Source organism: Pseudomonas sp. FYR_2 (assembly GCF_043106425.1).
GTDB lineage: Bacteria > Pseudomonadota > Gammaproteobacteria > Pseudomonadales > Pseudomonadaceae > Aquipseudomonas > Aquipseudomonas monteilii.
Map to the genome: position 1 here is coordinate 370,960 of NZ_JBICMM010000018.1, position 13,709 is coordinate 384,668.

The following is a 13,709-nucleotide window of genomic DNA, read 5'->3' on the forward strand; positions in this document are numbered from 1 at the left end:
GATGGGTATACGGGCGGCGGGCTAGTGGTTTTGCCGTTCGATCAACGTCAGGCACCGCTGCACGACCGGGCTCACATCACCCTTGCGGCGGCTGAGGATGATCGGGCTCACCGCGCCGCTATCCAGCAAACCTACATACTCGATATCGGTACGGTGCTGCTGTTGCACCGACGCCGGCACCAGGGTCACCCCCACGCCCACCGCCACCAGGCCAATGGCGGTTTGCAGTTCGTTGGCCCACTGGCTGACGCGGATGCTCATGCCGTGCTGGGCGAACAGCGCCAGTACGTGGTCGGCATAACTGGGCCGGGGGTTGGCCGGATAGAGGATGAAGGCCTCGCTCGCCAGCTGGGCAAGGCTAAGCGGGCTGCCCGCCAGCGGGTGGCCCTTGGGCAGCACGGCCACCAGCGGGTCCTCGCGCAATACCTGTTGCGCAATGGCCGCGTCATCGATGCGAATCCGCCCGAAGGCGATGTCGATGCGCCCGCTTTTCAACGCTTCCACCTGCTGCAGCGTGGTCATCTCGCTCAGGCCCAGTTCCAGCTCGCTGTCCTGGCGCAGCTCGCGGATCAGCTCCGGCAGCACGTTGTACAGGGTCGAGGGGGCAAAGCCGATGCCCAGCCACTGGCGCTGGCCCTGGCCAATGCGCCGGGTGTTGTCGCTGATATTTTGCAATTGCTGCAACACGGTGCAGGTCTGCTCATAGAAGAAGCGACCCGCCTCGGTCAGCCGCAACGGGCGTTCGCGCACCACCAGCAGGGTACCGAGCTGGTCCTCCAGTTGGCTGATCTGCCGGCTCAGGGGTGGCTGGGCAATGTGCAGCAGCTCGGCGGCGCGGGTGAAATTGAGGGTTTCGGCCAAGACTTTGAAGTAACGCAGGTGGCGCAGCTCCACAAGACCTCCAGGGTATGGTGGGAGATTCATTTGATATTGGACGGTCATCAGGGTCTCGCGCAATCCTTGAACACGCAAGTAAATGCACCATTCGGGATTGCCACTGGCAGCCCGACCTGACGGGACCTGGCTACAATGACAAGCGCGCTGATTGAACGCATAGAAGCAATTATCGTCGACCTGCCGACCATTCGCCCGCACAAGCTGGCAATGCACACCATGCAGCAACAGACCCTGGTGGTATTGCGTGTGCGCTGCAGCGATGGCGTGGAAGGTATCGGCGAGGCCACCACCATCGGCGGCCTGGCCTATGGCTACGAAAGCCCCGAGGGCATCAAGGCCAATATCGATGCGCACCTGGCGCCTGCGCTGATCGGCCTGGCGGCAGACAACATCAACGCTGCCATGCTCAAGCTGGACAAGCTGGCCAAGGGCAATACCTTTGCCAAATCGGGTATCGAAAGCGCGTTGCTCGACGCCCAGGGCAAGCGCCTGGGCCTGCCGGTCAGCGAGCTTCTGGGCGGCCGTGTGCGTGACAGCCTGGAAGTGGCCTGGACCCTGGCCAGTGGCGACACCGCCCGCGACATCGCCGAAGCCCAGCACATGCTGGAGATTCGGCGTCACCGTGTGTTCAAGCTGAAGATCGGCGCCAACCCGGTGGAGCAGGACCTCAAGCACGTGGTGGCCATCAAGCGTGAGCTGGGGGACAGCGCCAGTGTGCGCGTCGACGTCAACCAGTACTGGGACGAATCCCAGGCCATTCGCGCCTGCCAGGTGTTGGGCGACAACGGCATCGACCTGATCGAACAACCGATTTCACGCATCAACCGGGGTGGCCAGGTGCGCCTGAACCAGCGCAGCCCGGCACCGATCATGGCCGATGAATCGATTGAAAGCGTCGAGGACGCCTTCAGCCTGGCCGCCGATGGTGCGGCCAGCATCTTCGCATTGAAGATCGCCAAGAACGGTGGCCCGCGTGCCGTGCTGCGTACTGCGCAAATCGCCGAGGCCGCCGGTATCGCCCTGTATGGCGGCACCATGCTCGAAGGTTCGATCGGCACCTTGGCGTCGGCCCACGCCTTCCTCACCCTGCGCCAACTCACCTGGGGCACCGAGCTGTTTGGCCCGCTGCTGCTGACCGAAGAGATCGTCAACGAGCCGCCGCAGTACCGCGACTTCCAGCTGCACATTCCCCGTACCCCAGGCCTGGGCCTGACCCTGGACGAACAGCGCCTGGCGCGTTTCGCCCGTCGCTGATCAGCAAGCAAGGAGATAATCATGCTGTTCCACGTGAAGATGACCGTGAAACTGCCCGTCGACATGGACCCGGCCAAGGCCGCCCGGCTCAAGGCCGACGAAAAGGAACTGGCCCAGCGCCTGCAGCGCGAAGGTACCTGGCGCCACTTGTGGCGCATTGCCGGGCACTATGCCAACTACAGCGTGTTCGATGTGCCCAGCGTCGAGGCGCTGCACGATACCCTGATGCAACTGCCGCTGTTCCCGTACATGGACATCGAGGTGAACGGCCTGTGCCGGCACCCTTCGTCGATCCACAGCGACGACCGCTGATTCGCACCTGACTACCCGACAAGAACAATACGAGGTAAGCACGATGACCGTGAAAATTTCCCACACTGCCGATGTTCAAGCCTTCTTCAACAAGGTGGCTGGCCTGGACCATGCCGAGGGCAACCCACGCTTCAAGCAGATCATCCTGCGCGTCCTGCAGGACACCGCGCGCCTGGTCGAAGACCTGGAAATCACTGAAGACGAATTCTGGCACGCCATTGACTACCTCAACCGCCTGGGCGGCCGGAACGAGGCGGGCCTGCTGGCCGCAGGCCTGGGTATCGAGCACTTCCTCGACCTGCTGCAAGACGCCAAGGACGCCGAAGCCGGCCTGGGTGGCGGCACTCCGCGCACCATCGAAGGCCCGCTGTACGTGGCCGGTGCGCCGCTGGCGCAAGGCGAAGCGCGCATGGACGACGGCACCGACCCGGGTGTGGTGATGTTCCTTCAGGGCCAGGTGTTCGATGCCGATGGCAAGCCGCTGGCCGGTGCCACCGTCGACCTCTGGCACGCCAACACCCAGGGCACGTATTCGTACTTCGATTCGACCCAGTCCGAATACAACCTGCGCCGCCGCATCATCACCGATGCCGAGGGCCGCTACCGTGCGCGCTCCATCGTACCGTCGGGGTACGGCTGCGACCCGCAGGGCCCGACCCAGGAATGCCTGGACCTGCTTGGCCGCCACGGCCAGCGCCCGGCGCACGTGCACTTCTTCATCTCGGCACCTGGGTACCGTCACCTGACCACGCAGATCAACTTCGAGGGCGACAAGTACCTGTGGGATGACTTCGCCTACGCCACCCGTGACGGGCTGATTGGCGAGCTGCGCTTTGTCGAAGATGCCGCTGCCGCGCGTGATCGCGGTGTTCAGGGTGAGCGCTTTGCCGAACTGGCGTTCGACTTCCACCTGCAGGCGGCTGCAGCGCCGGAGGCCGAAGCGCGCAGCCATCGGCCGCGTGCGTTGCAGGAAGGCTGAGTTCTAGCCTGGATTCACCGTGTTTTGGCCTGGGCCTTTCCGTGCGGGGAGGGCCTGGGCTTTTTGCTGTCGGCCGCTTGTCATCTAGAATCGGCCTTTTACCCCGAGCCCGCACCATGCTCCCGATCGCACTGCTACAGACTACCGCCGACCAGGCCCCGCTGATCCGTAACCTCTATCAGTTCTATGCTTACGAGTCCTCCGACTGGGAGCAGGAAGACGTCGAAGTGGATGGTCGCTTCTACATCCACGACGAGCACCTGCAGCGCCACTGGTAGGACGACGGTTGGGGCGCCTACCTGGTGCTGGCGGACGGCTTCATCGCCGGTTTCGTACTGGTGGAACGCAGCGAGCTGCCGGGCATCGATGCCCTCGAACTGGCCGACCTGTTCATCCTGAAGAAATACCGCCGGCAGGGTATTGGGCAGGCGGTGGCGTTGCAGTTTTTGAGCGGTGAGGGCGACTGGTTGCTGCGCTGTTACGCACAGGATCCACCCGCGGTGGCGTTTTGTAACGCTGTGCTGGCGAACCTGTCGCGCCCGGCACGGGCGATTGCCTTGGACGATGAACCTGACTTGCTGAATTTCTTGGTGAGTGGCGCCCGCCATTGAGGCTTTATCCGTCTTCGTTCGTTCTTGAAGGGGAATAGCGAGATTTTTGTGAGCCACTTCACAAAATCGCCGTGAGCGGCATAATGCCATCAACGCATTCCAAGACCCGGCCACAGCGTGCTGGGATCCCTTCTCATGCCCCTCGAGGGTTCAGGTAAAGTTCATGTCGCTAGCTGCAAACCCCGACATCATGTACCGGCTGTTGATCCAGAGCGTGGTGGACTATGCCATCTACCTGCTCACCCCCGAGGGTATTGTCGCCAACTGGAACCCCGGTGCCCAACGTGCCAAGGGCTACCATGCCGATGAAATTGTCGGCCAGCATTACTCGTTGTTTTATAGCGATGCCGAGCGTGGAGCCGGGCTGCCGGCGCTGAACCTGGAGCAAGCGCGCAGCACCGGGCGCTTTGAAGAAGTGGGTTTGCGCCTGCGTAAGGACGGCACCGCCTTTCACGCCCATGTGGTCATCGAAGCGGTGCACGACGATGCCGGGCAACTGGTGGGGTTCGCCAAGGTCACCCGCGACATTTCCGAGCGCCATCGCCAGGAGCAGGAGTTGTTACAGGCCAAGGAACTGGCCGAGCAGTACAGCCAGGAAATGACCAAGCTGTCTCAGTTCCTGGATTCGGTGATTGCCAACATTCCTGCCAGCGTCATTGTCCAGGACCTGGAAAGCCAGCGCATCCTGTTGGCCAACCAGCAGGCCGAGCGCCTGTTCGGCGGGCCGGGGCGCAGCATGATCGGCCAGTTGCCCGGTGACTGCCTTGCCCCCGCAGCGGCCGACTACCTTGAGCAGCAACTGGCGCGTGGCGCCCGCAGTACCAAGGGCCATGCTGCCGAAACCCGCGTCGACACGGCCCGCGGCCCGCGCACCCTTCGCAGCCGCACCTTGCTCAGCCAGAACCGCGAGGGCCAGGCTGACTACGTGCTGTTCGTCGCCGAAGATGCCACTGAAGAGTTGGCCGCCCATGCGCAGATCCACCACATGGCGCACCATGATGCGCTTACCGGGTTACCCAACCGAACGCTGTTCAACGAACGCCTGCGACAGGCCCTGGTGCGCGGCAGCGAAAACGCCAAGCTGACCGCCGCCTTATGCCTGGACCTGGACAATTTCAAGAACATCAACGACTCGTTGGGCCATGCCTTTGGTGACAAGCTTTTGCGGGCCTTGGGCAAGCGCTTGCGCCGAGAACTGCGTGAGCACGACACCTTGGCCCGTCTGGGCGGTGACGAGTTTGCCGTGGTGCTGACGGGCCTTGATGGTCGCGATGCCGCGTGCAACACCGCGCAGCGGCTGATCAACGCCATTTGTCCGCCGTTCCAGATCGAAGGGCATCAGTTCACGGTAGGGGTGAGCATCGGCATTGCTATCGCCCCCGATGACCACGACCAGGCCGAGCAGCTGCTCGGTTATGCCGACATGGCGCTGTACGAGGCCAAGCGCAATGGCCGCAACCGCTACGAGTGTTTCGACGTTGAGCTGGACGTCGCGGCCCGCCAGCGCCGCCTGGTGGAAACCGACCTGCGCACCGCACTGCATCTGGGCCAGCTGCAGCTTCACTATCAGCCGGTGGTCGACCAGCAGACGAGCAGCGTTACCGGTTACGAGGCGTTGCTGCGTTGGGAGCACCCGACCCGTGGCATGGTCATGCCCATGGACTTCATCCCCATCGCCGAAGAAACCGGGCTGATCCACGAACTGGGCACGCGTGCACTGAACCTGGCTTGCCAGGAAGCGGCCAGTTGGGACAGCGAGCAGACCGTGTCGGTCAACCTGTCGGCGGTGCAGTTCAAAAATGGCAACCTTGTCCATATCGTCGCCCTGGCGCTGGCCGACTCAGGCCTGCCGCCGCAGCGGCTGGAGCTGGAAATTACCGAATCGGTACTGCTGGGCAACAGCGAGGAAAACGTGCGCACCTTGCGTGCGTTGAAAGACCTGGGTGTGTCCATTTCGCTGGACGACTTCGGGACCGGCTACTCATCGTTGGGGTACCTGCGGTCGTTCCCGTTCGACCGGATCAAGATCGACAAGTCGTTCGTGCACGACATGTGCGACAGCCGCGAAGCAATGTCGATCATTCGCGCCATTACTGACCTGTCCAACAGCCTGATGATCAAGACCACGGCCGAGGGGGTGGAGTCGGAAGAGCAGATGCGACGGTTGGCGGCGGAAGGGTGTTCGCACTTTCAGGGTTACCTGTACGGGCGGCCGGCGCCGGCGAGTGAGCGCCTCAAGGAGGTCATTACGCCAGGCTGACGGCTTACGCGGTCTTACTCAAAATCTAAAAGCTTGTGCAATCCTTGTGGGAGCGGGCGTGCCCGGGAGCACCGGCGCAGCCGGTGCCAGCCACTGAGTTGATTTCTTCGCGGGCGCGCCCGCTCCCACAAGGCCCGTGTCGCGCTTATGAATTTCAGCTATTCCAATCCGGCGCAAACGCCGGGCTTACCAGCCGCTGGTCCTTCGGCAACCCGGCAATCGCCGCACGGTCTTCGTCATCCAGTTGCACGTCCAGCGCTGCCAGGTTGGCCATCTGGTTTTCGCGGCTGCTGGCCTTGGGAATCGCTGCCACGCCATCCTGGTCCAGCAGCCATTTCAGCGCCACCTGGCTGGGCAGCACGCCGTGCTTGTGGGCAATCGCCTGGATCACCGGCTGCGCCGCCGCCTGGCCACGGGCCAGCGGGGTGTAGGCGGTGAGCAGCAGGTCATGGCGACGGGCGTAGTCCAGCAGCGGTTGCTGGTCGAGCAGCACGTGGTACTCCACCTGAATGGCCGACAATGGCGCACCGAGTGTTTCCACCACCTGGCGCAACAGTCCAAGCGGGAAGTTGGCCACGCCGATATGCCGCGCCTTGCCTTCGTCACGCAGCGCTACCAACGTTTCGATGCTGCGGGCCAGGTCCCAGTCCTGGCCGGGCCAGTGAATGTGGAACAGGTCGACGTGCTCGGTGCCCAGCGCGCGCAGGCTGTCTTCCAGTGACTGACGCATGGCCTTGGGTTCTAGGCGGTCCCACCACACCTTGGTGGTCAGGTGGATCTGCTCGCGCGGCACGTCGCTGTCGCGCAGGGCCTGGCCGACAGCCGCTTCGTTGTCGTAAGCGGTGGCGGTATCGATGTGTCGGTAACCCACGTCCAGCGCCTGGCGCACGGCCTGGGTGCACTCGGTGCCAGTCATCGGCCAGGTGCCCAGGCCAATTGCGGGCAGGGCCAGGCCGTTACGGGTGGTGAGCCTTTGCATGTCAATTCCTTGTAGGGTGTGCAGGGGCAGCGTCGATGGTCGACGATCAGCACGGCACGGACCATGCGCGCGGAGCACAAAGTGGTCGATCAGCGAACAGAAAATGCTGTCGGCCTGGACAAGCGGCAATTGAACTTCCTTATGCTGCGTCATCTCTTCTAGAATCCGAACTGTTGTACCCGCCAGGCCATGCCTGTGCGGCCTTCCCTGGGCGCTGCCTGCTGGCGCGCCGTCATCGAGAGAGCCATGAGTTCCAGCACACCGCTGTCCGGCGTCAACCAACCTCTGCGTGGCATCGCCCTCGTTGTGGTGGCGACGTTTCTGTTTGCCAGCCACGATGCCCTGTCCAAATTCCTCGGCGGCCTGTACCCGATCATCATGGTGGTGTGGGCACGCTATTTAGTGCATACGCTGCTGATGGCCGGTATCTTTCTGCCCAAGTCGGGTATGAACGTGCTGCGCACCCGTCGGCCGCTGTTGCAGACACTGCGTGCCCTTAGCCTGCTCAGCACCAGCCTGTTGTTCACCACGGGCCTGCAATACCTGCCGCTGGCCGAGGCCACGGCAGTCAACTTCCTTGCCCCGGTGCTGGTCACCGCGTTGTCGGCACCGCTGCTGAAAGAGCGGGTGACGGTGGGGCAGTGGGTGGCGGTGGTGTTGGGCTTTATCGGTGTGCTGGTGGTGGTACACCCGGGGGGAGCAATGTTCACCCCTGCCATTCTGTACCCGTTCGGTTCGGCGCTGGGGTTCTGTTTCTACCAACTGCTGACGCGCATCCTGGCGGCGCACGACAGCCCGACCACCAGCAACTTCTATGCGGGGCTGTGCAACACCTTGGCATTAAGTGCGCTGGTGCCATTCTTCTGGGAAATGCCGCGTTGGGACCATGCGTTGCTGATGCTGGCGCTGGGGGGCTTTGGCATGACGGCGCACCTGCTGCTGACCCAGGCCTTCCGCCATGCGGCGCCAGCGTTGCTGGCACCGTTCAGCTACTGCCAGATCGTGTTTGCCGGGTTGCTCGGGTTCGTGATCTACAGCCAGGTGCCGGATACCTTGAGCCTGGTGGGTATTTCGGTGATTTGCCTCAGTGGGCTGGGGGCGGCGTGGATGCAGCGGCGTAAATGAGGCGCTCGCCGCTGCGACAATGTCAGGGCTGGTAGTCGCCCGCCTTGATGTATTCAGCGCCTGTGAGATCGAGCGCCGCCCGCGCGGCGCATCGCGAGCTACGCTCGCTCCTACGTTTGTTTCGGGCCAATTATTCCTGTGGGTTTCGCGCGCGGACGCCTTGGCGCATGCCTCTATATTGCGTCGTGCAAACTAAGGCGATCGCGCGCGCTTGGCACAGGCGTTACTGGCCAGAAACAAACGTAGGAGCGAGCGTAGCTCGCGATGCGCCGCGCGGGCGGCGCTCGATCTCACAAGCGCCAAACTTCTTCAGTCAGGCACCTACCGAGCCATGAACTGGAGGATGCGCTCGCGCAGCCAGCGCTCGGCGGGGTCGTTGTCCTGGGCGCCGCTCCACACCATCGACAGCTCGGCCTCGGTGATATCGAACGGCGCCGGGTCGGCGCGCAAGCTGCCGTCGTCGGCCAGGGCGCAGGCGGCGTAGTCCGGCACCGTGGCGATCATCTCGGTATTGCGTAGCAGGGCACGCAGGCTGCCGAACTGCGGCACCGCCAGCACCACCTTGCGGCAACGGCCGATGCGCGCCAGGTCCAGGTCGATATTGCCGCTCATGTCGCCGGAGAACGACACCATCACATGCGGGCGGGCGCAGTATTCGTCGAGGGTCAGCGGGCCGGGTCTGTCGTCGGCACGCAGCACCCGCACACCGATGTTACGCAGCTTGCGGCGCTTGGCGGTGGCCGGCAGGTCGGTGGTATAGCTCACACCCACCGAAATTTCACCGCTGGCCAGCAAGCCGGGCATCAGCAGGAAGTTGGCACGCCGTACCACCACGCTGATGTCCGGGGCCTCTTTGCGCAAGGCCTGCAGCAGGGCCGGGAACAGGCCGAATTCGGCGTCGTCCGACAGGCCCAGGCGGAACACGTTGCAACTGCTGGCCGGGTCGAACTCGCGGGCTCGGCTGATGGCGGCGGAAATCACGTCCATGGCCGGGCCTAGCTCCCTGAAGATTTGCATGGCCCTTGGCGTGGGCTCCATGGCCCGACCGCTACGGATCAGCAGCGGGTCGTCGAACAGCTCGCGTAGGCGGGCGAGGGCGGCGCTGACGGTGGACTGGGTGATGAACAGTTTTTCACCCACGCGGGTCAGGTTGCGTTCGATCATCAGGGCTTCGAACAGCACCAGCAGGTTCATGTCGACGCGGCGCAGGTCGTTGCGGTTCATTGGGCTCGGGTTCCGGGGGTAGAGGGCTTGGCGATGTATTGAAGCATGGGGGCGGCCTGCTTGCCTTGTATGGATGTGCCGGCCAACGCCTGACAGAGCCAGCCTATCACCCCCTAACAGCCACTCTATTAGAAGTCTGCCCAAGCTCGGCTAGTCTTTCCCCTGGCCCCGCGAATTGCGCTAGGGGGCGGTGTGTCAGCACCTGCGTGCAAGACCGCACCGGCCCGCCGTGACAGCTTCGCAAGCCCCGTGTAGACCTGATGAGGGGTAGCACGAGCCCACGCGCTCGGCTGAAAGAACACCTGGCATAGACCGGAAATCTGGATAACCGACCCAAAGGTACCCGCAGATGTCGAACGAATCGAAATGCCCGTTCCATCAAACCGCAGGTGGCGGCACCACCAACCGTGACTGGTGGCCCGACCAGCTCAACCTGAGAATTCTTCACCAACATTCGTCCAAGTCCAGCCCTGACCCGGACTTCGATTACGCCAAGGCGTTCAAGAGCCTGGACTTCCAAGCCCTGAAAAAAGACCTGACCGCCTTGATGACCGATTCGCAGGACTGGTGGCCCGCCGACTTCGGCCACTACGGCCCGCTGTTCATCCGCATGGCCTGGCACAGCGCCGGTACCTACCGCATTGGCGATGGTCGGGGTGGTGCGGGCTCGGGTCAGCAGCGTTTCGCCCCGCTCAACAGCTGGCCGGACAACGTCAGCCTGGACAAGGCCCGGCGCCTGCTGTGGCCGATCAAGCAAAAGTACGGCAACAAGATTTCCTGGGCCGACCTGATCGTGCTTACCGGCAACGTCGCTCTCGAATCCATGGGCTTCAAGACGTTCGGCTTCTCGGGCGGGCGCGCCGATGTGTGGGAGCCCGATGAAGACGTGTACTGGGGTTCGGAAAAGGTCTGGTTGGGGGGCGATACCCGCTACGGCAAGGACCAGGTCAAGGCCCAGCCGCCAGGCCAGGGTGACCTGGTGGCCGAGCCGGCCAAACATGGCGAAGAGCAGAACCGCGACCTGTCGGCCGAGCGCAACTTGGAAAACCCGCTGGCCGCCGTGCAGATGGGCCTGATCTACGTGAACCCGGAAGGGCCGGAGGGTAACCCCGACCCGGTGGCTTCGGGCAAGGACATCCGCGAGACCTTCGGCCGCATGGCCATGAACGACGAAGAAACCGTGGCGCTGATTGCAGGTGGACACGCCTTCGGCAAAACCCACGGTGCCGGCCCCGCCGACAACGTCGGCCCCGAGCCGGAAGCCGCAGGCCTTGAACTGCAGGGCCTGGGCTGGGCGAACACGTTCGGCAGCGGCAAGGGCGGTGATGCCATCACCAGCGGGCTGGAGGTGATCTGGACGTCGACCCCGACGAAGTGGAGCAACGAGTACCTCAACAACCTGTTCAACTTCGAGTGGGAGCTGACCAAAAGCCCGGCGGGCGCTCATCAGTGGCGGCCAAAAGAAGGCAAGGGCGCAGGCACCGTACCGGATGCGCACGACCCGGGGAAAAAGCACGCACCGTCCATGCTGACCTCCGACCTGGCGCTGCGCTTCGACCCGATCTACGAACCGATCGCCCGCCGCTTCAAGGACAACCCCGAGCAGCTGGCGGATGCGTTCGCCCGCGCCTGGTACAAGCTGATCCACCGCGACATGGGCCCGCTGGCGCGTTACCTGGGCCCGGAAATGCCCAATGAAGAGCTGCTGTGGCAGGACCCGTTGCCCAAAGCTGAGGCATCCACTGTCAGTGAACAAGACATCGCGGCCCTCAAGGCCAAGGTTTTAGCATCGGGTTTGAGCGTGGGCGAGCTGGTTTCCACCGCCTGGGCATCGGCCTCGACCTTCCGTGGCTCCGACAAGCGCGGTGGTGCCAATGGCGCCCGCTTGCGCCTGGCGCCGCAGAAGGGCTGGGCTGCAAACCAGGGTGTAGACAAGGTGCTGGCGGCGCTGGAGAAGATTCAGGCCGACTTCAACAATGGCGGTAAAAAGGTCTCGATGGCCGACCTGATCGTGCTGGCAGGTACCGCCGCCGTTGAAAAGGCCGCCAAGGATGCCGGCTACAGTGGCAGCGTTGGGTTCCGCCCGGGGCGTGTCGATGCGTCCCAGGCGCAGACCGATGTCGAATCGTTTGCCGTGCTGGAACCGTTGGCCGATGGTTTCCGCAACTTCACCAAGGCTCGCTATAGCGTCAAGGCCGAGAAGCTGTTGCTAGACAAGGCCCAGTTGCTGACCCTGACCGCACCGGAGCTGACCGTGCTGATCGGTGGCCTGCGCGTGCTGGGCGCCAACCATGGCGGCAGCAAGCAGGGCGTGTTCACCGACAAGCCCGGCACCTTGAGCAATGACTTCTTCCGCAACCTGCTGGACATGGGCGTGGAATGGAAGGCGACTTCGGCAGACAACGAAAGCTTCGAAGGCCGCGATCGCAAGACCGGGCAGGTGAAGTGGACCGGTAGCCGGGTTGACCTGGTGTTTGGTTCGCATGCCCAGTTGCGGGCGTTGAGTGAGGTGTATGGCAGCAGTGATGGGGGGGATAAGTTCGTCCGGGACTTCGTTACGGCCTGGCAGAAGGTTATGGAACTGGACCGCTTTGACCTGAAATAGCAGCGCTGGAAACGGGGGCGCGTTGCGTCCCATTCGCGGGCAAGCCCGCTCCCACAGGTACAGCGCCGCCTTTCAGGGCTGCGAAGAACCTGTGGGAGCGGGCTTGCCCGCGAATGGGCTGCAAAGCAGCCCCCAGGGGCAGTGGCCATCCCGCCAATTCCAGGTCGGATAGATACAAAAGCGTCCTGGTCGGTTCTGTTGCAATGCTTCTCAGGCGGCAAGCCTGAACAGCGTGCTCACAACGACAAGGAACCCCGACCATGCAAATGCCCAAAACCCTGAAAATCCGCAATGGCGACAAGGTGCAGCCAACCTTCTCGGCCCAGGAATATGCGGCCCGCCATGCCCGGCTGCGGGCCTACATGGACGAGCAGGACATCGAAGCGGCGATCTTCACGTCGTACCACAACGTCAACTACTACAGCGATTTTCTCTACTGCTCGTTCGGCCGCCCGTATGCACTGGTGATCACCCAGGACAAGGTGGTCTCGATCAGTGCCAACATCGACGGCGGGCAACCCTGGCGGCGCACGGTGGGCACTGACAACATCGTCTACACCGATTGGCAGCGCGACAACTTCTTCGTCGCCATTCAGCAGGCCCTGCCGCTGGCCTCGCGCATTGGCGTGGAACATGACCACCTCAACCTGCAGAATCACGGCAAGCTCAGCGCCTGCTACCCCAAGGCCGAGCTGGTAGACATCGGTGCACCCTGCATGCGCATGCGCATGATCAAGTCGGCCGAGGAACAGGCGCTGATTCGCCATGGCGCGCAGGTGGCCGATATCGGCGGTGCGGCGGTGGTAGAGGCGCTGCGCGATCAAGTGCCTGAGTATGAAGTGGCATTGCATGCCACCCAGGCGATGGTACGGGAAATTGCCAGGCGCTTCCCCGATGCCGAGCTGATGGACACCTGGACCTGGTTCCAGTCCGGGCTCAACACCGACGGTGCGCACAACCCGGTAACCAGCCGCCGTGTGGGCAAGGGTGAAATCCTCAGCCTCAACTGCTTCCCGATGATCGCTGGCTACTACACCGCGCTGGAGCGCACACTGTTCCTCGACCACTGCCCGGACGAGCACTTGCGCCTGTGGCAGGCCAACGTCGAGGTACACGAGGCCGGGTTGAAGCTGGTACGTCCGGGCATGCGCTGCAGCGATATCGCCCGTGAACTGAACGAGATTTTCCTGCGCCACGACCTGCTGCAATACCGCACCTTCGGTTATGGCCACTCGTTCGGCACCTTGAGCCACTATTACGGCCGCGAAGCCGGGCTGGAGCTGCGCGAAGACATCGACACGGTGCTGGAGCCGGGCATGGTGGTGTCAATCGAACCGATGATCATGCTGCCTGAAGGGCGATCGGGGGCAGGTGGGTACCGCGAGCATGACATCCTGATCGTCAACGACAGCGGCGCCGAGAACATCACCAAGTTCCCGTATGGGCCGGAGCACAACATCATT

General features: G+C 63.3%; 10 protein-coding genes and 1 pseudogene. 8 read left to right on the forward strand and 3 right to left on the reverse strand.

Annotated features, from left to right (window positions below; all coding sequences use genetic code 11):
- Window positions 1-21: 21 nt before the first annotated feature.
- Window positions 22-894, reverse strand: coding sequence for an HTH-type transcriptional regulator CatR (gene catR / locus ACF8R4_RS09335; RefSeq protein WP_060497111.1), 873 nt, complete (start codon window positions 892-894; stop codon window positions 22-24).
- Window positions 895-1,029: 135 nt separating this feature from the next.
- Between catR and ACF8R4_RS09340 the strand changes: the two genes are divergently transcribed.
- The 5 genes and pseudogenes from ACF8R4_RS09340 (at window position 1,030) to ACF8R4_RS09360 (ending at window position 6,313) form a co-directional block, all read left to right on the forward strand.
- Window positions 1,030-2,151, forward strand: a complete 1,122-nt coding sequence (locus tag ACF8R4_RS09340) for a muconate cycloisomerase family protein (RefSeq protein WP_060497110.1) — start codon at window positions 1,030-1,032, stop codon at window positions 2,149-2,151.
- A gap of 21 nt (window positions 2,152-2,172) precedes the next feature.
- On the forward strand, window positions 2,173-2,463 hold the full coding sequence (catC, locus tag ACF8R4_RS09345) for a muconolactone Delta-isomerase (protein WP_060497109.1): 291 nt from the start codon (window positions 2,173-2,175) through the stop codon (window positions 2,461-2,463).
- A 43-nt stretch (window positions 2,464-2,506) separates the two neighbouring features.
- Window positions 2,507-3,442, forward strand: a complete 936-nt coding sequence (catA, locus tag ACF8R4_RS09350) for a catechol 1,2-dioxygenase (protein ID WP_060497108.1) — start codon at window positions 2,507-2,509, stop codon at window positions 3,440-3,442.
- 116 nt (window positions 3,443-3,558) lie between these two features.
- Window positions 3,559-4,053, forward strand: a pseudogene (locus tag ACF8R4_RS09355) (GNAT family N-acetyltransferase).
- A 163-nt stretch (window positions 4,054-4,216) separates the two neighbouring features.
- Entirely contained in the window at window positions 4,217-6,313 is a 2,097-nt protein-coding gene (locus ACF8R4_RS09360) for a bifunctional diguanylate cyclase/phosphodiesterase (protein ID WP_156867416.1), read from the forward strand.
- Between the two features lie 154 nt (window positions 6,314-6,467).
- On the opposite strand, the gene ACF8R4_RS09365 is transcribed toward ACF8R4_RS09360, so the two are convergent.
- The gene (locus ACF8R4_RS09365; protein ID WP_104834570.1) at window positions 6,468-7,292 is read right to left on the reverse strand and encodes an aldo/keto reductase; all 825 of its coding nucleotides are present in this window, start codon (window positions 7,290-7,292) and stop codon (window positions 6,468-6,470) included.
- 246 nt (window positions 7,293-7,538) lie between these two features.
- On the opposite strand from ACF8R4_RS09365, the gene ACF8R4_RS09370 reads away from it, so the two are divergent.
- A complete protein-coding gene (locus tag ACF8R4_RS09370; protein WP_060497105.1) occupies window positions 7,539-8,417 on the forward strand; it encodes a DMT family transporter in 879 nt (292 codons plus the stop codon).
- A 321-nt stretch (window positions 8,418-8,738) separates the two neighbouring features.
- Here ACF8R4_RS09370 and ACF8R4_RS09375 read toward each other — a convergent pair whose 3' ends face one another.
- Window positions 8,739-9,641: a LysR substrate-binding domain-containing protein gene (locus ACF8R4_RS09375; RefSeq protein ID WP_392492280.1), complete on the reverse strand. Its 903-nt coding sequence runs from the start codon at window positions 9,639-9,641 to the stop codon at window positions 8,739-8,741.
- 349 nt (window positions 9,642-9,990) lie between these two features.
- On the opposite strand from ACF8R4_RS09375, the gene katG reads away from it, so the two are divergent.
- Complete coding sequence (gene katG / locus ACF8R4_RS09380) at window positions 9,991-12,246, forward strand: catalase/peroxidase HPI (protein WP_392492281.1); 2,256 nt, start codon at window positions 9,991-9,993, stop codon at window positions 12,244-12,246.
- Window positions 12,247-12,506: 260 nt separating this feature from the next.
- A partial coding sequence (locus tag ACF8R4_RS09385; protein ID WP_392492282.1) for a M24 family metallopeptidase occupies window positions 12,507-13,709 on the forward strand: 1,203 nt, incomplete at its 3' end.